Source organism: Pseudomonas nabeulensis (genome assembly GCF_004682045.1).
GTDB lineage: Bacteria > Pseudomonadota > Gammaproteobacteria > Pseudomonadales > Pseudomonadaceae > Aquipseudomonas > Aquipseudomonas nabeulensis.
In genome coordinates this window covers 22,737-43,825 of record NZ_QUZT01000015.1, presented here as the reverse complement: position 1 = coordinate 43,825, position 21,089 = coordinate 22,737, and the positions used below count along the sequence as shown (strand labels likewise).

General features: G+C 61.6%; 19 protein-coding genes. 12 read left to right on the top strand and 7 right to left on the bottom strand.

Going from position 1 to position 21,089, the window contains the following annotated elements:
- Positions 1–53: 53 nt before the first annotated feature.
- Positions 54–2,573: an ATP-dependent helicase HrpB gene (gene hrpB, locus DYL61_RS10460; protein WP_135308273.1), complete on the bottom strand. Its 2,520-nt coding sequence runs from the start codon at positions 2,571–2,573 to the stop codon at positions 54–56.
- A 253-nt stretch (positions 2,574–2,826) separates the two neighbouring features.
- On the opposite strand from hrpB, the gene DYL61_RS10455 reads away from it, so the two are divergent.
- A complete protein-coding gene (locus DYL61_RS10455) occupies positions 2,827–3,246 on the top strand; it encodes a polyribonucleotide nucleotidyltransferase (RefSeq protein ID WP_105698803.1) in 420 nt (139 codons plus the stop codon).
- Positions 3,247–3,249: 3 nt separating this feature from the next.
- Positions 3,250–4,143: a cation diffusion facilitator family transporter gene (locus DYL61_RS10450; protein WP_105698802.1), complete on the top strand. Its 894-nt coding sequence runs from the start codon at positions 3,250–3,252 to the stop codon at positions 4,141–4,143.
- Here the strand turns inward: DYL61_RS10450 and DYL61_RS10445 are convergent.
- A complete protein-coding gene (locus tag DYL61_RS10445; RefSeq protein WP_135308272.1) occupies positions 4,140–5,135 on the bottom strand; it encodes a DUF6515 family protein in 996 nt (331 codons plus the stop codon). The two genes, DYL61_RS10450 and DYL61_RS10445, sit on opposite strands and share 4 nt — an antisense overlap.
- Before the next feature lie 397 nt (positions 5,136–5,532).
- Between DYL61_RS10445 and DYL61_RS10440 the strand changes: the two genes are divergently transcribed.
- On the top strand, positions 5,533–6,012 hold the full coding sequence (locus tag DYL61_RS10440; protein ID WP_003194418.1) for an Lrp/AsnC family transcriptional regulator: 480 nt from the start codon (positions 5,533–5,535) through the stop codon (positions 6,010–6,012).
- 215 nt (positions 6,013–6,227) lie between these two features.
- The gene (locus DYL61_RS10435; protein WP_025999909.1) at positions 6,228–6,437 is read left to right on the top strand and encodes a DUF2788 domain-containing protein; all 210 of its coding nucleotides are present in this window, start codon (positions 6,228–6,230) and stop codon (positions 6,435–6,437) included.
- Here the strand turns inward: DYL61_RS10435 and DYL61_RS10430 are convergent.
- The 4 genes from DYL61_RS10430 to DYL61_RS10415 all read right to left on the bottom strand — a co-directional run bounded on the left by DYL61_RS10430 (position 6,432) and on the right by DYL61_RS10415 (position 12,906).
- Positions 6,432–7,067 carry a pseudouridine synthase gene (locus DYL61_RS10430; protein WP_105698800.1) on the bottom strand — a complete coding sequence of 212 codons (636 nt, stop codon included), beginning with the start codon at positions 7,065–7,067 and terminating at the stop codon, positions 6,432–6,434. The genes DYL61_RS10435 and DYL61_RS10430 overlap by 6 nt on opposite strands.
- 71 nt (positions 7,068–7,138) lie before the next feature.
- Positions 7,139–8,611, bottom strand: a complete 1,473-nt coding sequence (amn, locus tag DYL61_RS10425; protein ID WP_167497954.1) for an AMP nucleosidase — start codon at positions 8,609–8,611, stop codon at positions 7,139–7,141.
- Between the two features lie 181 nt (positions 8,612–8,792).
- A complete protein-coding gene (locus DYL61_RS10420) occupies positions 8,793–10,448 on the bottom strand; it encodes an acyl-CoA dehydrogenase family protein (protein WP_135308271.1) in 1,656 nt (551 codons plus the stop codon).
- Positions 10,449–10,536: 88 nt separating this feature from the next.
- Entirely contained in the window at positions 10,537–12,906 is a 2,370-nt protein-coding gene (locus DYL61_RS10415) for a hybrid sensor histidine kinase/response regulator (protein ID WP_135308270.1), read from the bottom strand.
- Between the two features lie 277 nt (positions 12,907–13,183).
- On the opposite strand from DYL61_RS10415, the gene DYL61_RS10410 reads away from it, so the two are divergent.
- The 4 genes from DYL61_RS10410 (at position 13,184) to DYL61_RS10395 (ending at position 16,707) form a co-directional block, all read left to right on the top strand.
- Complete coding sequence (locus DYL61_RS10410) at positions 13,184–13,981, top strand: hydroxymethylpyrimidine/phosphomethylpyrimidine kinase (protein WP_135308269.1); 798 nt, start codon at positions 13,184–13,186, stop codon at positions 13,979–13,981.
- A 21-nt stretch (positions 13,982–14,002) separates the two neighbouring features.
- Positions 14,003–14,632 carry a thiamine phosphate synthase gene (gene thiE / locus DYL61_RS10405; protein ID WP_135308268.1) on the top strand — a complete coding sequence of 210 codons (630 nt, stop codon included), beginning with the start codon at positions 14,003–14,005 and terminating at the stop codon, positions 14,630–14,632.
- An 11-nt stretch (positions 14,633–14,643) separates the two neighbouring features.
- Positions 14,644–15,927: a glutamate-1-semialdehyde 2,1-aminomutase gene (gene hemL / locus DYL61_RS10400; protein ID WP_105698794.1), complete on the top strand. Its 1,284-nt coding sequence runs from the start codon at positions 14,644–14,646 to the stop codon at positions 15,925–15,927.
- A 225-nt stretch (positions 15,928–16,152) separates the two neighbouring features.
- A complete protein-coding gene (locus tag DYL61_RS10395; protein WP_105698793.1) occupies positions 16,153–16,707 on the top strand; it encodes a tetratricopeptide repeat protein in 555 nt (184 codons plus the stop codon).
- 45 nt (positions 16,708–16,752) lie between these two features.
- Here DYL61_RS10395 and DYL61_RS10390 read toward each other — a convergent pair whose 3' ends face one another.
- Positions 16,753–17,082, bottom strand: coding sequence for a DUF1820 family protein (locus DYL61_RS10390; RefSeq protein WP_135308267.1), 330 nt, complete (start codon positions 17,080–17,082; stop codon positions 16,753–16,755).
- 131 nt (positions 17,083–17,213) lie between these two features.
- On the opposite strand from DYL61_RS10390, the gene miaB reads away from it, so the two are divergent.
- From miaB to DYL61_RS10370, 4 genes are all read left to right on the top strand, one after another.
- Positions 17,214–18,542 carry a tRNA (N6-isopentenyl adenosine(37)-C2)-methylthiotransferase MiaB gene (gene miaB, locus DYL61_RS10385; protein WP_135308266.1) on the top strand — a complete coding sequence of 443 codons (1,329 nt, stop codon included), beginning with the start codon at positions 17,214–17,216 and terminating at the stop codon, positions 18,540–18,542.
- Between the two features lie 205 nt (positions 18,543–18,747).
- Positions 18,748–19,752, top strand: a complete 1,005-nt coding sequence (locus tag DYL61_RS10380; protein ID WP_135308265.1) for a PhoH family protein — start codon at positions 18,748–18,750, stop codon at positions 19,750–19,752.
- Complete coding sequence (ybeY, locus tag DYL61_RS10375) at positions 19,745–20,203, top strand: rRNA maturation RNase YbeY (RefSeq protein ID WP_105698789.1); 459 nt, start codon at positions 19,745–19,747, stop codon at positions 20,201–20,203. The genes DYL61_RS10380 and ybeY overlap by 8 nt, the downstream gene beginning before the upstream one ends.
- Before the next feature lie 42 nt (positions 20,204–20,245).
- Positions 20,246–21,085 carry an HlyC/CorC family transporter gene (locus DYL61_RS10370; RefSeq protein ID WP_005791724.1) on the top strand — a complete coding sequence of 280 codons (840 nt, stop codon included), beginning with the start codon at positions 20,246–20,248 and terminating at the stop codon, positions 21,083–21,085.
- Positions 21,086–21,089 lie beyond the last annotated feature (4 nt).

Sequence of the window (21,089 nt, the reverse complement as noted above, 5' to 3'; positions counted from 1 at the left end):
TTCGGTAATCGAACGACATGCGTCTTCCGACCTGGAAACCTTGAAACGAAGCGCTACGTCCCCCTTGGCTTGGCGCGTGCGGTCGCCTCGGCCACCAATGGGTCTTCGGGCCAATAGTGTTTGGGGTATCGGCCTTTAAGGTCTTTCTTCACGTCCCCATAGGTGCTGCGCCAAAAGTTGGCGAGGTCCTGGGTGACCTGCACCGGCCTGCGGGCCGGGGACAGCAGGTGCAACGTCAGGACCTGTCGGCCCTGGGCTATGCGCGGTGTTTGCGCCAGGCCAAACAGCTCCTGCAGTCGCACCGCCAGGACGGGAGGGTACTGTGAATAGTCGATGCGAATGTTCGACCCGGACGGCACTTGAATCGCCTGCGGCGCCTGGGCCTCCAACGCTTGTGGAAGCGGCCATGGCAGTAGGTTCCTGACGATGGAAGACAGGTCCAGCTGACTGAAGTGGCTGAGCCGGGTGACTTTGCCCAGGTACGGCGTGAGCCAGTCCTCCAGCGTCTCCAGCAGATGGGCATCGCTCAGATCAGGCCATTGGCTCTCGCCCTGGCCTTGTTGAATATCCAACTGACGCAGCAGCCCCACCCGCGCTTGCCATTGCCGCAATTCAGGGTTCCAGGGCAGAAGTTCGAGGCCCTTGCGTCGCACCAGGTTGACCAGCGCAAGCGAACGGGTGTGCTCATCCAGGTGGGGCAGAGGCGCGGTGGACAGCACCAACTGCCCCACCTTCAACTGCCGCTCGGCCTTGAGCACGCCTTCCTTTTCATCCCAATCGACCTCATCGACCGAGCGCACCAGGTCGGCCAACTCATCCTCGAAAAGCGTCGGATCAAGGTCGCTCGCCAGGTAGATGCGTTCTTCGCGCTGGCCTTGTCGGCTACCCAGATCGGCAACCACCAGCCACGGTTGTTTCATCAAGCTGTCGGCCTCGGCGAACAGCGCGGCACGGCCATTGGCCAGGCGATATTCGGCGCCGCCTGGGCGACGTTGCCGGGCAACGCGATCCGGGTAAGCCAGCGCCAGCAAGGCGCCGAGCCAGCGCGGGTGATCGGGATCGGCCACCGGTTGCATCGCCTGCCCCCGCAGATAACCTCGATACTGCCGTGCCAGTTGCCTGGCCCGCTGTACGCCGCCTTGGGTGCCGCGTGCGCGTTCTTCGCCCGATAACAGCGCCAGGCGGCTGTGCAAATCCGCGCCGCCACCGCGCAAGATATCGCGCTCACCCAACAGCGCGGCCACATCACACGCTGTCGCCGCCAAGCCCAGTTCCTGACCACGCAGCAGCAAATGGCCGATACGCGGGTGAGCCGGCAGTTCGGCCATTTTCTGGCCATGGGCGGTGAGTGTGTCGTCATTCAAGGCGCCAAGGCGCACCAGCAACTCCTGGGCTTGGGCATAGGCGGCGGTTGGCGGCACATCCAGCCACACCAATTGATCAGGGGTGACGCCCCAGCGCGCCAACTGCAAGGCTAATCCGGCCAGATCGGCCGCAAGAATTTCCGCACTGCTGTAGGCCGCCAAGCCTTCATGCTGGTCCTCGGACCACAACCGATAACACACGCCAGGCTCCAACCGCCCTGCCCGACCGGCACGTTGGGTGGCGCTGGCGCGGGAGATGCGCTGGGTGTCGAGGCGGGTCATGCCGCTGCCGGGGTCGAAACGCGGCACCCGCGCCAGCCCGGCGTCGATCACCACGCGCACGCCGTTGATGGTGAGGCTGGTCTCGGCGATGTTGGTGGCCAGTACCACCTTGCGTTTGCCGGCGGGGGCCGGGTCGATGGCGGCGCGCTGGGCGTTGAGGTCCAGTTCGCCGTGCAGCGGGCATAACAGCACATCGTTGCGATCACCCAGGGCGTCGGCCAGTTGCTGGTTGACTCGACGAATTTCCGCCTGCCCAGGCAAGAACACCAGCACGCTGCCGGTTTCGTCATGCAGGGCTTCGAGGATGGTTTGCACCAAACGCGGCTGGATAAATTCGCCGGCTTGATAAGGCCGCCCCCAGCGCATCTGCACCGGGAACATGCGCCCTTCGCTGCGCAGGATCGGTGCGTTGTCCAGCAAGCCCGCCAGGCGCTCGCCTTCGAGGGTGGCGGACATCAGCAGGATTTTCAGCGGCTGTTCATCGCGAAACAGGTCGCGGCCGTTAAGGCTCAAGGCCAGCGCGAGATCGGCGTCGAGGCTGCGCTCGTGGAACTCGTCGAAGATCAGCAAACCTACGCCGTCCAGCGCCGGGTCATCCTGCAAGCGGCGGGTGAGAATGCCCTCGGTGACCACTTCGATACGGGTGTTGGGCCCGACCTTGCTGTCGAGGCGAATGCGATAGCCGACGGTTTCGCCGACCTTTTCCCCCAGCTCACTGGCCAGTCGTTCCGCTGCTGCGCGGGCGGCCAATCGACGCGGTTCCAGCATCAAAATGGTCTGCCCGGCCAGCCATGGCTCGTTCAACAACGCCAAGGGCACGCGGGTGGTTTTACCCGCGCCGGGGGGCGCTTCCAGCACGGCTTCATGGCGCGTCGCCAAGGCGTCACGCAGGGCGGGTAAAACATCATCGATCGGCAACGAATTCATACTGGCTCCAAAGCAGAGCGGCGAGTATAACGGCGAACGGCTGAGTGCCGATGATGGTCTCAAAGGCACCACCACTTGGACTGTGGACACGGTCTACTGTGGGAGGGGGCTTGCCCCCGATGGCAGTGTGTCAGTCAACACATGCACCAACAGACAGATTGCTATCGGGGGCAAGCCCCCTCCCACATTGGTTCATTGTCGCCTGGTCGATCTGGCTTATAGTCACTTTTAAACATGTTCTGGAGATTCCCCCATGCGTATCGCTTCCCGTGTCATCGGCGGTGTCCTCGCCGTCACCCTGTTGAGTCAACTGACGGCCTGCGGTTCGATCTTCTACCCCGACCGCCGTGGCCAGATCGACGGCAAGATCGACCCGACCATCGCCGTGCTCGATGCCATCGGCCTGCTGTTCTATGTGATCCCCGGCCTGATCGCCTTTGGTGTGGATTTCGCCACTGGCGCCATCTACTTCGAACCGGGCAAGACCGCCCAGGTCGACCCGGCGAAACTCCACGAAGCCATTGGCGCTGACGGCAAGGTCGATAACGCCAAGCTGCAATCCATCATCCAGAAAGAAACCGGCCGCACGTTGCCGCTGGACGACCCGCGTCTGATCCAGTTCAAGGGCAGCGTGCAGCAACTGGCGTCCCTCGGCCTGCAACCGGCGGCCTGATCCATGACCAGCAGCCCCGAACACGCCAGGCTCCTGCGCCTGGCCACTCGCGCCTCGGTGGGCGTGGCTTGTGCGCTGATTATCACCAAGGCCATCGCCTGGTGGCTCAGCGGCTCGGTGAGCATGCTCGCCGGGTTGACCGACTCGTTGCTGGACGGCGTGACCTCGTTGCTGAATTTGCTCGCGGTGCACTACGCGCTGCGCCCCGCCGATGACGATCATCGGTATGGGCATGGCAAGGCGGAATCGTTGTCGGGCATGGCCCAGGCGCTGTTTATCGGTGGCAGCGCGGTGTTGATCGCCTTCCAGGCCTATGAGCGCCTGCAACACCCGGAACCGGTGGGCGCGCCGTGGTTGAGCATTGGCGTGATCATCTTTTCCCTGGTGCTGACCGTCGCCTTGCTGATGCTGCAACACCGGGTCATCCGCGAAACCGGCTCCAACGCCGTGCGCGCGGACTCGCTGCATTACCGTTCGGACCTGATGCTCAATGGCAGCATCCTGGTGGCGCTGGTACTGGCGGGCATGGGCTTTCATCAAGTGGATGCGTGGTTCGGCCTGGGTATCGCCGCCTACATTCTGTGGAGCGCGGTGCAGATCGCACGGGAAAGTTTCGCGGTATTGATGGACGAGGAACTGCCAGCGGAGGTTAGCCAGCATATGCTGGAACTGGCCCGTGGCGTGCCGGGGGTGTTGGGTGCACATGACCTGCGCACGCGCATTTCGGGCAACCACTGGTTTGTGCAGTTGCACCTGGAATTGCCGGGCGAGTTGACCCTGTCAGTCGCCCACGGCATCAGCGACCAGGCCGCCGATGCCATTCACCAGGCCTACCCGCGCGCCGAAGTGCTGGTGCACGCCGACCCGCGGGAAGTGGTCACGGGTAACAAGGCCTAGTACTGCACCTGGTAGCCACGACTGGCCAGGCAATTGCCCTGGGCCTGACGGTAGGTTTGCACCACCGCCGGGTCCGGGGCATAGGTGACTTGCTGTGGGTCGAAGCCACTTTGCTGCACGGCCCAGCGATAACAGTCGTAGCCATCCTGTTGCACCTGGGCCGGTGACTGACCGTTGGCCGGGTAAGCGACCACGTCATAACCATTGCCTTGCGGCGCAGGCTGGGCCACCGGGACTTCGGTCGGCGGTTGCACCACCACGTACTGCTGGGTGCTGCTTTCGTAGGTGTAATAAGAGCCCGCTGCGAGGAAGAACAACGCGCTGCCTATCCACACTTCACGGGCGTAATCCGGCAAGTAATGCACGCGTATGCCATAAGGAGGCCTCACCACCACATAACGCGGGCCTTGCGGGCGATACCAGTAGCCGCCGGAATAGAAGTAATCCTGGCCACGGTAAGGCACGCGGTAGTTGCGGTCGGGGAAGCGGTCGATCACATAACCGGGGCGATGTTGTGGGCCAGGCCCCCAGCCATTGCCGTGTCCGTCGGGGCGGCCTGGCCAGCGATTGTCGCCAGGGCGCGAGCCTGGGCCACCGGCCTCCCAGTGCTGATTGCCGTCGTTACGGCGCGGAATATCACGGTAGTTGCCCTGGCGCGGCTCCTGGGTCTGGCGCACGGTGTCCGGGCGACTTTGGATCGGCAGGTTGTTCGACGGCTGCGGTTGCTGGACCGGTCGACCCTGTTCATTACCCTGCGGCCTGCCTTGCCATTGGCCCGCCCCCCGCTGTTCGAAATGCGGGTTCTGCGGGCGCGGCTGGTTATTTTGCGGACGCGGTTGTTCGTTGCCTTGTCGCCCACCGCCGCCCTGCCCTCGTTCATGTTGCCCACCGCCTTCAGGACGCGGTGCGTTATCACGTTCGTCGGCCACCGCGTGGGCGCCAACGGTGACCATCAGCAAACCAACACCTGCCAAACGCCAGATGCGCTTCATGCTATTCCTCACTGCGGATTGGGGCCTGTACATGAGACTGGAAAACCACGGCCCGGTTCTCGGACAGGTTATCAGCAGGCAAAAGAAAAGGGGTGACCCGTCGGCCACCCCTTGAGAACTTCGTCCTGGCTCAACGCTTTTGACGTTGGCTCACCTCACGCCGTCTTGTGGACAGTGTGCAGCCTGGAGGCCGGCTCAACCCTGCTGGGGTGGCGGCCGCAGCGGGCCTGATTGGGCGAGCTGCTTTGGACTATTGTCCAGGCGGTGATTCTGTTGGTAACGATACCCGCCCGCGCCCGACATAGGATTGCGAAGATTGCGTCAATAAACAGTGCTTGCGCAATTTTTAACCCTTCATGGATAATTCGTCGCAATAGTTACGACAAAGGCCAACCCAATGAGCAAGCTTGACCGATACGACCTGAGTATTTTGGCGGAATTGCAGCGCGATGCGAGGATCTCCAACCAGGAGCTGGCCGAACGCATCGGCTTGTCGCCGTCGCCGTGCTCGCGCCGGGTCAAGCAGTTGGAGGACGACGGCTACATCGCCCGCCAGGTTGCGCTGCTCGATCGCAAGATGCTCGGCCTGAGCCTCACGGCCTACGTGCTGATCGGCATGGACCGGCATACACCGGAGCGTTTCGAGAACTTCGAAGCCGCGATTCGCACCTTGCCTCAGGTGTTGGAATGCAGCCTGGTAACCGGGATGGACGCGGACTATCAGTTGAAAGTGGTGGTGCCGGATATGGATCACTACCAGAAACTGCTGCTCGGGCATTTGACCCGGATTGAAGGGGTGACCAGTGTGCGCTCGAGTTTTGTGCTGAACCAGGTGCTCAATAGCACTGAACTGCCCCTGACTCACCTGCGCACTTAAGACCAATGAAAACCCAATGTGGGAGGGGCGGTGCGACGATTCGACTTGCCCCCGATAGCAATCTGTCAGTTGATGCATGTGTTGACTGACACACCCCCATCGGGGGCAAGCCCCCTCCCACATTTGGATTGCACTTCGATCCAGGTCAATGTTGTGTCTGTAGCACTGCCTTATACTGCGCGCCTGTTTCTGTCGGAAAAATCCCCATGAACAACATCGACCCCGCCCTCTTCGAAGAATGGATGATGACCGGCCTGGTCACCATCCTCATCATCTTCATGGGTTTTATCGTCTGGGACTTGGCGAAGAAGTCCAAGGCCGGGCGCTTTGGCTCGTTCATCCTGTTCTTCGTGCTGGGGCTGGGCGTGGCCGCGTTCATCATCAAGAGCGTGGTGATCGGCCTGATCGAGTCCGGCGCTTTATAAACGCGCCGGTACTTCCTTCCATTGGCCTTGATCCAGGCCGTCAATCGACCAATCACCAATGCGCACGCGCACCAGGCGCAATGTGGGCAAGCCCACCGCCGCCGTCATGCGCCGTACCTGACGGTTGCGCCCTTCACGAATCACCAGTTCCAACCAGTGCGTGGGCACGCTTTTGCGAAAGCGCACGGGCGGGTTGCGCGGCCACAACGTGGGTTCTTCCAACTGCCGGGCTTCGGCGGGCAAGGTCATGCCGTCGTTCAACTCCACGCCATCGCGCAGGCGTTGCAGCTGTTCTTCGGTCGGCTCACCTTCCACTTGCACCCAATAGGTTTTCGCCAACTTATGCTTGGGGTCGGCAATGCGCGCCTGCAACTGGCCATCGTTGGTCAGCAGCAGCAAGCCTTCGCTGTCTCGGTCAAGGCGTCCCGCCGGGTAGATGCCGGGGATGTCGATAAAATCCTTGAGGGTCGCGCGCCCGCCCTCATCGCTGAACTGGGTCAGCACATCGAAAGGTTTGTTGAACAGAATCAACTTCGGCTCGGCCGGCGGTGCCTTGGCAACGCGACGTGCAGCGGAATACGGAGGTTTCACACCAGGACGGCGCGAATCGGGACGGGTAGGACGGGACATGGCTTCGGTACATCTAACGGTCAGGACCGACAATGCTAGTGGCCTGACCGTTAAATAACCATCCCAACCGCTTAGCGGAACGGCGGCTCGTCGAAGCTGCGCAGTTTGCGCGAGTGCAACGAGTTGAGTTCGGTGCGCAGCAAATCCACCGCCTCGATACCGATCTTCAAGTGTTGGCTGACCGCACGCTCATAGAACGCGTTGGCCGAACCCGGCAGCTTGATCTCGCTGTGCAGCGGCTTGTCCGACACACACAGCAAAGTGCCGTACGGCACGCGCAAACGGTAGCCTTGTGCAGCGATGGTGCCGCTTTCCATGTCCACCGCCACGGCGCGGGACAGGTTGATCAACGGCCGTTCCTGAGCCCAACGCAGCTCCCAGTTGCGGTCGTCGTAGGTCAACACGGTGCCGGTGCGCAGGCGCTTTTTCAGTTCTTCGCCTTTTTCGCCGGTAACGTTGGCCGCCGCCTGTTGCAGTGCCAACTGCACTTCGGCCAGGGCCGGGATCGGAATGTTCGGCGGCACCACGCGGTCGAGAATCCCGTCGCGACGCATATAGGCGTGGGCCAACACGTAGTCACCGATGGTCTGGGATTGGCGCAAGCCGCCGCAGTGGCCAATCATCAGCCAGCAATGCGGACGCAGTACGGCAAGGTGATCGGTGATGTTCTTGGCGTTGGACGGGCCGACGCCGATGTTCACCAGGGTCACGCCGTGGCCGTCACTGGCTTGCAGGTGATAGGCCGGCATCTGATAGCGGTGCCACACCACGCCGGCGGCAATGGCCGACGCTTCGCCGTGGTCCATAGCCTTGTCGATCACCACGTTGCCCGGCAACACCATGCGCACAAAACGCGGGTCGCTGCGCAGTTGTTCCAGGCCATGCAGGATGAACTGGTCAACGTAGCGGTGGTAGTTGGTCAACAGGATCCACGGCTGCACATGGCGCCAGTCGCTGCCGGTGTAATGCACCAGGCGACGCAGGGAAAAGTCCACGCGTGCCGCGTCGAACAGCGCCAGGGGCAGCGGGTCGGTGTTTTCCCAATCGTAGAGGCCATCGGCGATGCCATCGGTGGCGGCCGACAAGTCGGTGCTGGGGAATACACGGGCCAGGGTCGCGGCGGTGACGCCGGAACCGGCGAGCTCGTCGCCCTGCTCCACCACGTACGGGTACGGGATATTCTGCTGGCTGACGCCCACTTCCACCGTCACGGTGAAGTCGTGCATCAACGGCACCAGTTGCTCCAGCAGGTATTTACGGAACGCCGCAGGATGGGTGACGGTGACGCTGTACGTCCCCGGCAACTGAACCTTGGCATACGCCCGCGTGGTCTGTGGGACTTCGCCGTGGCAATGGTAGGTCAGGCGCAGTTCCGGGTAGCGAAACAGCGCGCGTTGTTCGGCGTCAGGCTCGACGCGGTCCTTGAGGTATTGCTTGAGGGCTTGGTTGAGCGCGCCGGTAGCACGCTCATGCAGAGCCGCCAGCCGGTCGACGGCCTCTTCGGCGGATTGAACGACAACAAAAGCTTCGGTCACGGTAAGCATCCTGTGTTCTGACGTGCAGGGCTTTATCTTGCCTGTAACCAGAGTTCACCGAAACAGTGAAATTGGAATGCGATTAACACTGTGGGAGGGGGCTTGCCCCCGATAGCTGAGTGTCAGTCAGCATATGGGTAGCTGACACACCGCCATCGGGGGCAAGCCCCCTCCCACATTTTGACTGTATTTACACCAGTGGATTGGGGGTGGAGCGAGTGACGATAGCCTCCACATCCACCCCACGCGGCAAGGTGCCATACACCCGCCCCGACGACTCTCCAAGGCGGCTGGCAATAAACCCATCACTCACCGCTGCATTCCCCGCCTCCAGCAACAACTTGGCCTGCAACGCCAGCGCAATATCCTCGGTCAATTGCCGCGCCCGGTACTGGATGTCCTGGGTGTCCATAAACGCCGACTTCAAGTGCTCGATATGCCGCGCCAGTTGCTGGTCGCCGTGCCCATCCCCCAATTCCACGAATAATGCTTCCAATACCCCGGGCTCTTTCGAGAGCGCCCGCAGCACGTCCAGGCACTGCACGTTGCCGGAACCTTCCCACGTCGAATTCACCGGTGCCTCGCGGTACAGGCGCGGCAGGATGCTGTCCTCGACATACCCCGCGCCGCCCATGCATTCAGCGGCTTCGTTGATCATGGCCGGCGCGCGTTTGCAGATCCAATACTTGCCCACCGCCGTCACCAGCCGGGCGAACTTGGCTTCCTGCTCATCGCCCAAGTGGTCCAGCGCGCGGCCCATGCGCATGCTCAGCGCCAGCGCGGCTTCGCTTTCCAGCGCCAGGTCGGCCAGCACATTTTGCATCAGCGGTTGCTCACTGAGCACCCGGCCACCCACCGAACGATGGGCACAATGATGGCTGGCCTGGGTCAACGCCTGGCGCATCAGGGCGCTGGAACCCACCATGCAATCGAAGCGGGTCATGGCAACCATTTCGATGATGGTCGGCACGCCCCGGCCTTCTTCGCCGATCATCCAGGCCAGGGCGCCACGGAACTCCACTTCGCTGGAGGCATTGGAGCAGTTGCCGAGCTTGTTTTTCAGACGCTGGATATAGAACTCGTTGCGCGTGTCATCCGAACGATGCCGAGGCAGTAGGAAACAGGTGAGGCCTTTGTCAGTCTGGGCCAGGGTCAGGAAGGCATCGCACATCGGCGCCGAACAGAACCATTTGTGGCCCACCAGCTCATAGGCCTGGCCTGGGCCACCGGCGCCCACCGGATAGGCGCGGGTGGTGTTGGCGCGCACATCGGTGCCGCCTTGTTTCTCGGTCATGGCCATGCCGATGGTGGCGCCGCTCTTATGGGCGATACCGACATTGCGCGGGTCGTATTGGGTGTTGAGGATTTTCGGCAACCAGATGTCGGCCAAGTCCGGCTGCAAGCGCAGCGCCGGTACACAGGCGAAGGTCATGGTCAGCGGGCAGCCGCTGCCGGCTTCGGCCTGGCTGTGCAGGTAGGTCATCGCAGCGCGGGCCACATGGGCGCCGGGTTGCGGGTGGGCCCACGGCAGCGATGGCAGGCCGTGCTCGACGGCGGTGCGCATCAACTCGTGGTAGGCCGGATGGAACTCCACCAGGTCAATGCGATGACCATAACGGTCATGGCTGCTGAACACCGGTTTGTTCTGGTTCGCCAGGAACCCGGCCTCCATCAGCGGCCCGCCCGCCAGTGCACCGTAGGCATCCATGCGCCCTTCTGCCCAACCGGCGCCAAAACGCCGCGCCCATTCTTGCAGAGGCAGGTCGATGCGATAGAGGTTGGTGCCGTCCAGGGATGGGGGCTGGTTGGTGACGTCGTGGGTTTCGGCGAACTGGTGCAGGTTCATGACGGGCCTCCTGGAAAAGGCCGCATTGATTTGAGGCCCGAATTTCAGTTAAGCACCGACACCCGCCTTAAAAAAGCGACATACGCGCCTAATGTCCGGCGCTTTCGCCCTCTAGCGAATGCAGCAACCGGCGTTCCAACACCGCTTGCAACGCCTCGAAACGCACCGGTTTGGCCAGGCGATCAGTCACCCCAATGCCATGGCATTGCTCGCGTTCCGATGTATTCAACGAGGCACTCAAGGCAATTACCGGCAGCTCTCCGCAGCCGGGCAAGGCACGGATCTGACAACACAGCGAGAACCCGCCCTCGGGTAAATCCAACAGGACTGCGTCGAAACGCTCACCCTGCAAGGCCGCCAATGCGTCCGGCCCGCTGTCGGCGGTTTTCACCCGATAACCGAGTTTGAGCAACATACCGCGCACCACCAGTTGGCCGACGCTGTTGTCATCCACCAGCAGCACCGCACACTCCTGCGGGGCCCTGTGTTTATCAAGCGCTTGCTGGGGCTGTGCCGGCACCGGGCTGACTTCCATTTCCAGCTGGAAGCGACTGCCCTTGCGCGGCTCGGAATGATGGGTGAGACGCCCGCCCAGCAGCTCGGTCAATTGCCGACAGATGGCCAAGCCGATGCCCAGGCCGCCGTATTCGCGGGTAGTAGAACCATCGAGCTGGAAGAAACGCTGGTACAGCGCAGCTTCATCAAGGAATGCGAAGCCGATACCGGTGTCCGTCACGATAAAGCTCAGGCGCAGGCCGCCATCACTGTGGGGCACCCCCACCACACGCAAGCGCACCGAGCCTTCGTGGGTGAACTTCACGGCGTTGTCCAACAGGCAATCCAGGCATTGGACCAGCTTGGTCGAATCGCCGATCACACGGTCTGGCAGCTCAACTGCCACATCGATGGAAAACGCCAAGCCCTTGGCCAGGGCGCTGGCCCCGAACTGCTGACGCAAGGTGTCGAGCACACCCCGCAGGCTGAACACCTGGGGCTGGGCACTCAGGCGCCCGGCCTGCAATTCGGTGAGAGTGAGGATGCCGTTGACCATGCGCATCATGTCCCGCGCCGAGCCGGCGGCGGTTTGTTGGTACTGCGCGAGATCGGCGTCCAGGGGCACGGTTTGCATCAGTTCGAGGGAGCCGATCACGCCGTTCATGGGGGTGCGCAGTTCGTGGGTCAGGGTCGCGAGGAACTCGTCCTTGAGCCGGTTGCTGCGTGCCAGTTGCTGGTTGAGCACTTCGAGCTTCTGGCTGGCGTCAAACAGGATCTGCGCCTGCTGTTCGCGCATGCTGTTGATGCGGTCCGCGAGGGCCAGGGACAACAGCGCGACTTCAATGGCCGAGCCGATCTGGCTGGCATACATGGTGAGGAACATATTCGGCAGGTAACCCAGCACCATCATCGTGTTGACCACCCCGCCCAGCAGGAACGCCGACCAGGCGATGATGAAATACCGCGCCATGCGCTGGCCGCAGTACCAGGCCTTGATGGCGGCGACGAAGATGGTCACGGTGAACACCAGCGCCAGCCCTGTGGCCAGACGCAGCGCCACCGCGTAACTGGTCAACAGGGCCAGTGCCATTACGGCAGCACCACAGGCCGCCAGCGCCAGCAGAATGCGGTCCAGCCAGCGACTGTGCTGCGCGGTGTGCAGGAAACTGCGGGCAAACAGGCTGCCAAACAGAGCCGCCGAACCGATCAGGAACGGCACCGCCGCATTCGCCCACCAGGGGTTGTTGGGCCAGAAGTACTCCACGGCCACGCCATTGACCGACAGTTGGTAGAGGCCGAACGAGGCGATATAGAAGATGTAATAGAGGTAGCTGGTGTCGCGCACGCTCAGGTAGATGAACAGGTTGTAGATCAGCATGCCGAGCAACACGCCGTAGATCGCCCCGAGTACGTAGAGGCGCAGTGGCTGCTGTTCCAGGTAGGCGGTGCCGGCCCAGAGGGTCAACGGGGCCTGGATCGAACCTTCGCTTTGCAGGCGCAGGTACACGGTTTCCTGCTGGTCGGGCACGAAATTGAGCTTGAACAGATAGTTACTCTGGCGCACCTCGCGGCTGGAAAACGGCAACGCGCTGCCGGTGCGGGTGGTCAATCGATAGGCGCCGTTGCCATCGTTCTGGTACAGGTCCAGGTGGTTCAGCGGCGGGTAGGCCAATTCCAGGAACCAAGAGCGCGGGGCGCGAGGGTCTTTGGCCAGGTAATGCAGGTCGACCTTGAGCCAGAACACCGAGCGCGAATAGCCGGCATTGAGGGTGGCTTTGTCATGAGGCTTGAATTGAGCGGCGTAGGCAGGGGAGCTGACTTCGGCAATGGTGAGGGTGCCGCTCGGGTCCTCAAGCACTTGCATGACCCGGCCCAGCGGCAGGCTTCGCGTGTTTTGATCGAACTCGACGGCGCTGGCGAGCAACGGTAGCCCGCACAACAAAAAAATCAGCAAATAGCGCATAGAGCCCCAGCGTGGCCTGTCCGGTTATGTCAAAAAGCCCCCCATTCCTTTTGAGAAGACGTACACCGGCGATACAGTAAGTAATTTGGATCCACTCTAGCATAGCCATTAAAGGCTATTGGACACTACTGAAATAATTTTTTGAAAGGCTCTAGGACGCGGCTTTCAGACGTATTTGCCAGCTCTGCAAAGCGCCAGAAAATCGTCACACAACCGGCAAAATACAAGCATCGCCCAACGGCCACGCCAAAACCTTTTGGTGGTAAGCTCGCGCACCATGAATATCTACAGCTCCCGCCCCGTTGTCCTCTGTCTCTCCGGCCACGACCCCAGTGGTGGCGCCGGCTTGCAGGCAGATATCGAAGCCCTGCTCGCCCAGGGTTGCCATGCGGCTCCGGCCGTCACCGCCCTGACCGTGCAGAACACCGTCAACGTCAGCGATTTCCGCGTGCTCGACCGCGAGTGGGTGCTGGCCCAGGCCAATGCCGTGCTTGGCGACTCCGAGGTGGCTGCGGTCAAGCTGGGCATGCTCGGCTCCACCGCGATGGTCGACACCGTGGTCGAACTGCTGCAGGCGCACCCGCACTTGCCCGTGGTGTGCGACCCGGTACTGCGGGCCGGCGGCGGTGGCAGCCTGGGCAAGGACGAAGTCGGTTACGCGATGCGCGAGCGGCTGTTCCCGCGCTCACTGATCGCCACGCCGAACCTGCCCGAAGCGCGCATCCTCGCCGAGCTGCCCGAAGGCACCGCCGACGAATGCGCCGAGAAGTTGCTGCCGTTTATCAAGCATCTGTTGATCACTGGCGGCCATGGCGATGAGCACGAAGTGCACAACCGTTTATACAGCCGCGACGGTACGCAGCAGACCTTCACCTGCCAGCGCCTGCCCGGCAGCTATCACGGTTCCGGCTGCACGCTGGCCAGCGCACTGGCCGGGCGGATCGCCCAGGGCGAAGGCCTGGTGAGCGCCGTGCAATCGGCCCTCAACTACACTTGGCGCACCCTGCGTGACGCCGAACAACTCGGCCAGGGCCAGTTTGTACCGCGCCGCTTGCCGCTGGATTTCTGCTCGTAAGACTTAAAAGAGGCCTGCCCGATGAAACTACGTGGCCTTTACGCCATTACCGACAGCCAACTGTTGGCTGGCAAATTCCTCGCCTACGTCGAAGCGGCGCTGGACGGTGGCGTGACCCTGCTGCAATACCGCGACAAGAGCAACGACGAAGCCCGGCGCCTGCGCGAAGCGGAAAAGCTGCGGGAGCTGTGTTCGCGCTACAGCACTCAGCTGATCATCAATGACGACGCCGAACTGGCCGCGCGCCTGGGCGTCGGCGTGCACCTGGGCCAGACCGACGGCCCGCTGACCCCGGCCCGTGCACTGCTGGGCTCCAAGGCGATCATCGGCGCCACTTGCCACAGCCAGATCGAACTGGCCGAGCAGGCCGCGAAGGAAGGCGCCAGCTATGTTGCCTTCGGTCGTTTCTTCAATTCCAGCACCAAGCCGGGCGCTCCGGCCGCCACCGTCGAAATGCTCGCCCAGGCCCGCGCGCGCCTGAACCTGCCGATCTGCGTGATCGGCGGCGTGACCCTGGAGAACGCCGAACCGCTGGTGGCCCACGGCGCCGACCTGCTGGCCGTGGTCCATGGCCTGTTCGGCGCCGACAGCACCCAGGAAGTCACGCGCCGCGCCCGCGCCTTCAATGACCTTCTTAAATATTCAGTTTAGAGAGCCCGATCATGTCCCGTTCCGAAACCCTGTTTGCCAACGCCCAGAAACACATCCCCGGCGGTGTTAACTCCCCCGTGCGTGCCTTCAAGAGCGTGGGCGGCACGCCGCTGTTCTTCAAACATGCCGAAGGCGCCTACGTCACCGACGAAGATGACAAACGCTACGTTGACTACGTGGGTTCCTGGGGCCCGATGATCCTCGGCCACAGCCACCCGGACGTGCTGGACGCGGTGCGCAAGCAGTTGGAACACGGCCTGTCCTACGGCGCGCCGACCGCCATGGAAACCGAGATGGCGGACCTGGTGTGCGCAATCGTGCCGTCGATGGAAATGGTGCGCATGGTCAGCTCCGGCACCGAAGCCACCATGAGCGCCATCCGCCTGGCCCGTGGCTTCACTGGCCGCGACAGCATCATCAAGTTCGAAGGCTGCTACCACGGCCACTCCGACAGCCTGCTGGTCAAAGCCGGCTCCGGCCTGTTGACCCAAGGCGTGCCAAGCTCGGCCGGTGTACCGGCAGCGTTCGCCAAGCACACCCTGACCCTGCCGTTCAACGACATCGCCGCCGTTGAGCAGATGCTCAATGAAGTGGGCCAGGACGTAGCGTGCATCATCGTCGAGCCGGTCGCCGGCAACATGAACTGTGTACCGCCGGCACCGGGCTTCCTGGAAGGCCTGCGCGAACAGTGCGACAAGCACGGCGTGGTGCTGATTTTCGACGAAGTGATGACCGGTTTCCGCGTGGCCCTCGGCGGCGCCCAGGCTTACTACGGTGTTACGCCAGACCTGAGCACCTTCGGCAAGATCATCGGCGGCGGCATGCCGGTGGGCTGCTTCGGCGGCAAACGCGCGATCATGCAGCACATCGCGCCTCTGGGCCCGGTGTACCAGGCGGGCACCCTGTCCGGTAACCCGTTGGCCATGGCCGCCGGCCTGACCACCTTGCGCCTGATCAGCCGCCCGGGCTTCCACGCCGAACTGACCGACTACACCACCCGCCTGCTGGACGGCCTGCAACAACGCGCCGACGCGGCCGGCATCCCGTTCGTGACTACGCAAGCCGGTGGCATGTTCGGCCTGTATTTCAGCGGCGCCGACGACATCGTCACCTTCGATGACGTGATGGGCAGCGATGCCGATCTGTTCAAGCGCTTCTTCCACCTGATGCTGGAAGGCGGCGTGTACCTGGCACCGAGCGCCTTCGAAGCCGGCTTTACCTCGATCGCCCATGGCGAAGCCGAGTTGAAACTGACTCTGGATGCCGCCGAACGCGCATTCGCTGCACTGAAATAACCAGCCAAAACCATCAGGCACCGCTCGAACGGTGCCTGATGGGCTACTTTGCCTACAGACGTTTCCGAGTTTTTTCGAGAAATCACCTGCAATCCGGCAGATAACTTGCCCAACCAGCAGAAAAACGAGTAAAGACTTTGTAAGCAGAGGCCTGCTTATTTCATAATGCGCGCTTATTGGATCCCGCGAGGATCCGCGTGCCCCGTCAGAGGTAAGTCGATTCCCATGAAACGCACCGGCCGCACCCTGGTTCTGGGCTGCCTGTTGCTCCTTCAGCCGCTGCTGGCACATGCACAAGCAGGCGGTAACTCGTTGTTAATCCCAGCGATGGGTCGTTGCACCCTCAATACCCAGCCAGACAGCCAGGCCGAAGCCCTGAGCGCGTGCCAGAAACAGGCCGACGGTGGGGATGCGCAGGCGCAATACGAGTTGGGCGAGTACTACCACGACAGCAAAAACCCCGCCCACGACCTCAACAAAGCCTTGAGTTACTTCGAGAAAGCTTCGTTGCAGGGGCATGCCGAGGCGCAATTCCAGCTGGGCACCATGTTCTTCCACGGCGAAGGTGTGCCGGCGAATAACGTCCAGGCGTATATCGTGCTGAAAATGGCGGCGGTCAACGGCGCCGAGGATGCACTGGATACGGCCGACGAAGTGGCCGAGCATATGCAGCGTGATGAGCTGGAAGTGGCGACCCAGGTGCTGGGGCAGATTTTCCGCAATTACTTGCAGCAACTGCAAAGTGCGGATGGACGTTCGCCTTTCTCACCCCTTCCCTAAGCTGCTTTTTGTGGAAAGGGAGCTTCCTCCCTAGCCACAACAGCCCTATTTCTCAGGCATCGGCACCGGAAACGGCATCACATTCCCGCCCATGCCCCGCGCTTCGCTGATCTTCGGCGTGCCCATACGCTCGACTTCATCAATGCGCACAATCGAATGCATCGGCACAAAGCTGCGCACCACGCCTTCGAATTGCGCCTTGAGCTTTTCTTCGCCCGGGTCGACGACCAACTGGGTGCGCTCGCCAAAGACGAACTCTTCCACTTCCAGGAACCCCCACAGATCGCTCTGATAGATCTGCTTGGCGTACATTTCGAACACTTGGCCCTGGTTGAGGAAAATCACCTTGTAGATTGGAGCTTCACGTTTGGTCATGGTGGGCGAGTAACACATCGGCGCTATAAAAGAGGGCGCGAACTATAGCATGGCACCCGATGCACAACGCTAGGAACCAATGGGCATGCCCCCTATAATGCGCGGTTCTTTACCACCAGTTGACGATTCCCATGGCCAAGAAGCTTTATATCGAAACCCACGGTTGCCAGATGAACGAGTACGACAGCTCGCGCATGGTCGATCTGCTGGGCGAACACCAGGCCCTGGAAGTCACCGCCCGCGCCGAAGATGCCGACGTGATCCTGCTCAATACCTGCTCGATCCGCGAGCGCGCCCAGGACCGCGTGTACTCCCAGCTGGGCCGCTGGCGTGAATTGAAACTGGCCAACCCGGACATGGTGATCGCCGTCGGCGGTTGCGTGGCCAGCCAGGAAGGCGCCGCCATCCGCGACCGCGCGCCCTATGTCGACGTGGTCTTCGGCCCGCAGACCCTGCACCGCCTGCCGGAAATGATCGATGCCGCACGCATCAGCAAGCTGCCGCAGGTCGACGTATCATTCCCCGAGATCGAAAAATTCGACCATTTGCCCGAGCCGCGTATCGACGGGCCAAGCGCCTATGTGTCGGTGATGGAAGGCTGCAGCAAGTACTGCACCTTCTGCGTGGTGCCCTACACCCGTGGCGAAGAAGTCAGCCGTCCCTTTGACGACGTGCTGTCGGAGATCATCCACCTGGCCGAAAACGGCGTGCGAGAAGTGACCCTGCTGGGCCAGAACGTCAACGGCTATCGCGGCCAGACCGACGATGGCCGTTTGGCCGACCTGGCGGAGCTGATCCGCGTAGTTGCGGCCGTGGACGGTATCGAGCGCATTCGCTACACCACCTCGCACCCGTTGGAATTTTCCGACAGCCTGATCCAGGCCCACGCCGAAGTGCCGGAACTGGTCAAACACCTGCACTTGCCGGTGCAATCGGGCTCGGACCGCATTCTTTCGGCGATGAAGCGCAACCACACCGCCCTGGAATACAAATCCAAACTGCGCAAACTGCGCGCAGCGGTCCCGGGGATCTGCATCAGCTCGGACTTTATCGTCGGTTTCCCCGGCGAGACCGAGAAAGACTTCCAGCAAACCATGAAGCTGATCGAAGACGTCGGTTTCGACTTCTCCTACTCGTTCGTCTACAGCCAACGCCCCGGCACCCCAGCGGCCGATCTAGTGGACGAAACGCCGGAGGCGCTGAAAAAAGAGCGCCTGAATGCGCTGCAACATCGCTTGAACCAGCAGGGTTTCGAGATCAGCCGACAAATGGTCGGGTCGACGCAACGCATTCTGGTCACCGACTACTCGAAAAAAGACCCGGGTGAATTGCAGGGCCGTACCGAGAACAACCGAATCGTCAACTTCCGCTGCGATAATCCAACTTTGATCGGCCAGTTTGCCGATGTGCACATCGATGCGGCGCAACCGCATTCGTTGCGCGGGTCGTTATTGCTTTGATTTTGTAAACAACACAATTCGAATGTGGGAGGGGGCTTGCTCCCGATGGCGGTGTGTCAGTCACTGTATGTGCTGGCTGAACTACTGCTATCGGGAGCAAGCCCCCTCCCACATTTGACCAGCGTTAGATAAGTGCTTTCGTACCCGCGCCACTGGCGTTATTCTCTCTTTCACCTCAACAGCCAAAGGGCGGCTAAAAGCGACCTTGAACGCACCCATAGCAGAACCCCATCGTTTTCTCCTCGAGCCCTTTGAGGCTCGCCGTTTCGCCAATCTGTGCGGACAGTTCGACGAGCACCTGCGCTTGATCGAACAACGCCTGAGCATTGAGATCCGCAATCGCGGCAATCAGTTCGAGCTCATTGGTGAACCCCAGCTCACCACGTCTGCAGAAAACCTGCTGCGCCGCCTCTACCGTGAAACCAAGGGTAGTGAGCTGTCGCCGGAAATCGTGCACCTGTACCTGCAGGAGTCGGCCGTGCAAGACCTGGTCAACAACCCTGTAGCCGAAGCCAGCGTGGCCCTGCGTACCAAAAAAGGCATGATTCGCCCCAAGGGCTTGAATCAGCAGAAGTATGTCAAGGCGATCCTCGGTAACGATATCAACTTCGGCATCGGCCCCGCCGGTACCGGCAAGACCTACCTGGCCGTGGCCTGTGCCGTGGATGCCCTGGAGCGCGAGCAAGTGCGCCGCATCCTGCTGGTGCGACCGGCGGTCGAAGCGGGCGAAAAGCTCGGCTTCCTGCCCGGCGACCTCGCGCAGAAGATCGACCCGTACCTGCGCCCGCTCTACGACGCACTTTACGAGATGCTGGGCTTTGAATACGTGGCCAAGCTGATCGAGCGCCAGGTGATCGAGATCGCTCCGCTGGCCTACATGCGCGGCCGCACCTTGAGCAACAGCTTCATCATCCTCGACGAAAGCCAGAACACCACGGTGGAGCAGATGAAGATGTTCCTGACCCGTATCGGGTTCGGCTCCACGGCCATTATCACCGGCGACATTACCCAGGTTGACCTGCCCAAGGGCACCAAGTCGGGCCTGGGCCATGTGGTTGAAGTGCTCAAGGACGTGCCGGGCATCAGTTTCACGCACTTCTCGCCCAAGGACGTGGTGCGCCACCCGCTGGTGCAGCGCATCGTCGAAGCCTACGAGCGCTTCGAACACCGTGACGATGGGCTGTCGAAGGACGTTCGCCGCGATGCTTGAGCTAGACCTGCAGCTGGCCACCGAAGCGCCCGCCCCCAGTGAAGAACAGTTCCGCCAATGGTGCGCCCTGGCCTTGCGCCAGCGCACCGCCGACTCGGAACTGACCATTCGTCTGGTGGACGAGCCCGAAGGCCGTGAACTGAATCACACCTGGCGCCAAAAGGATTACGCGACCAACGTGTTGTCCTTCCCCGCCGACGTACCCGATGAGTTACTGGATATCCCACTGCTGGGCGACCTGGTGATCTGCGTCGAAGTCGTCGAGCGTGAGGCGAAGGAGCAAGGCAAGGACCTTGAGGCCCATTGGGCTCACTTGGTCATTCACGGCTGCTTGCATCTCTTGGGTTACGACCATATAGACGATGACGAAGCCGAGGAAATGGAAACACTGGAACAAACGTTGCTTGCAGAATTGGGTCATCCGGACCCGTATGCCGACGACGAAGCTTAAAAAACACTCAACTGTAACAATAAAGGATTCAGAGTAATCGCTATGAGCGAAGACCGATCGAGCAACGGGCAAAAGTCATGGCTGGGTAAACTGACCCAGGCTTTTGCCCACGAGCCGAAAAACCGCCAGGAGCTGCTGGAGCTGCTGCGCGAGGCCCATCAGAACAAGTTGCTAGACAGCGAAGCGCTGGCCATCGTCGAGGGCGCCATCCAGGTGGCTGACCTGCAAGTGCGGGACATCATGGTCCCGCGCTCGCAGATGATCAGCATCAAGGCGACTCAGACCCCGCGGGAATTCCTCCCGGCCGTGATCGACTCGGCGCACTCGCGCTACCCGGTCATCGGTGAAAGCCACGACGACGTCATGGGCGTCCTGCTGGCCAAGGACCTGCTGCCACTGATCCTCAAGGAGAACGGCGACAGCTTCAACATCAAGGACCTGCTGCGTCCTGCCACCTTCGTGCCTGAGTCCAAGCGCCTGAATGTGTTGCTGCGTGAATTCCGCGCCAACCACAATCACATGGCCATTGTGATCGACGAATACGGCGGCGTGGCCGGCCTCGTCACCATCGAAGATGTGCTGGAACAAATCGTCGGCGATATCGAAGACGAGCACGACGTCGAAGAAGACAGCTACATCAAGCCGCTGCCAAGCGGAGACTTCCTGGTCAAGGCGCTGACGCCTATCGAAAACTTCAACGAGTTCTTCGACAGCGAGTTCTCCGACGATGAGTTCGACACCGTGGGCGGCCTGGTGATGAGTGCGTTTGGGCACTTGCCAAAGCGTAACGAAACCACCGAGATCGGCGCGTACCGCTTCCGCATCCTGAATGCCGATAGCCGCCGGATTCACTTGATTCGCCTGACACCTATTGCCCGTTAAGGAC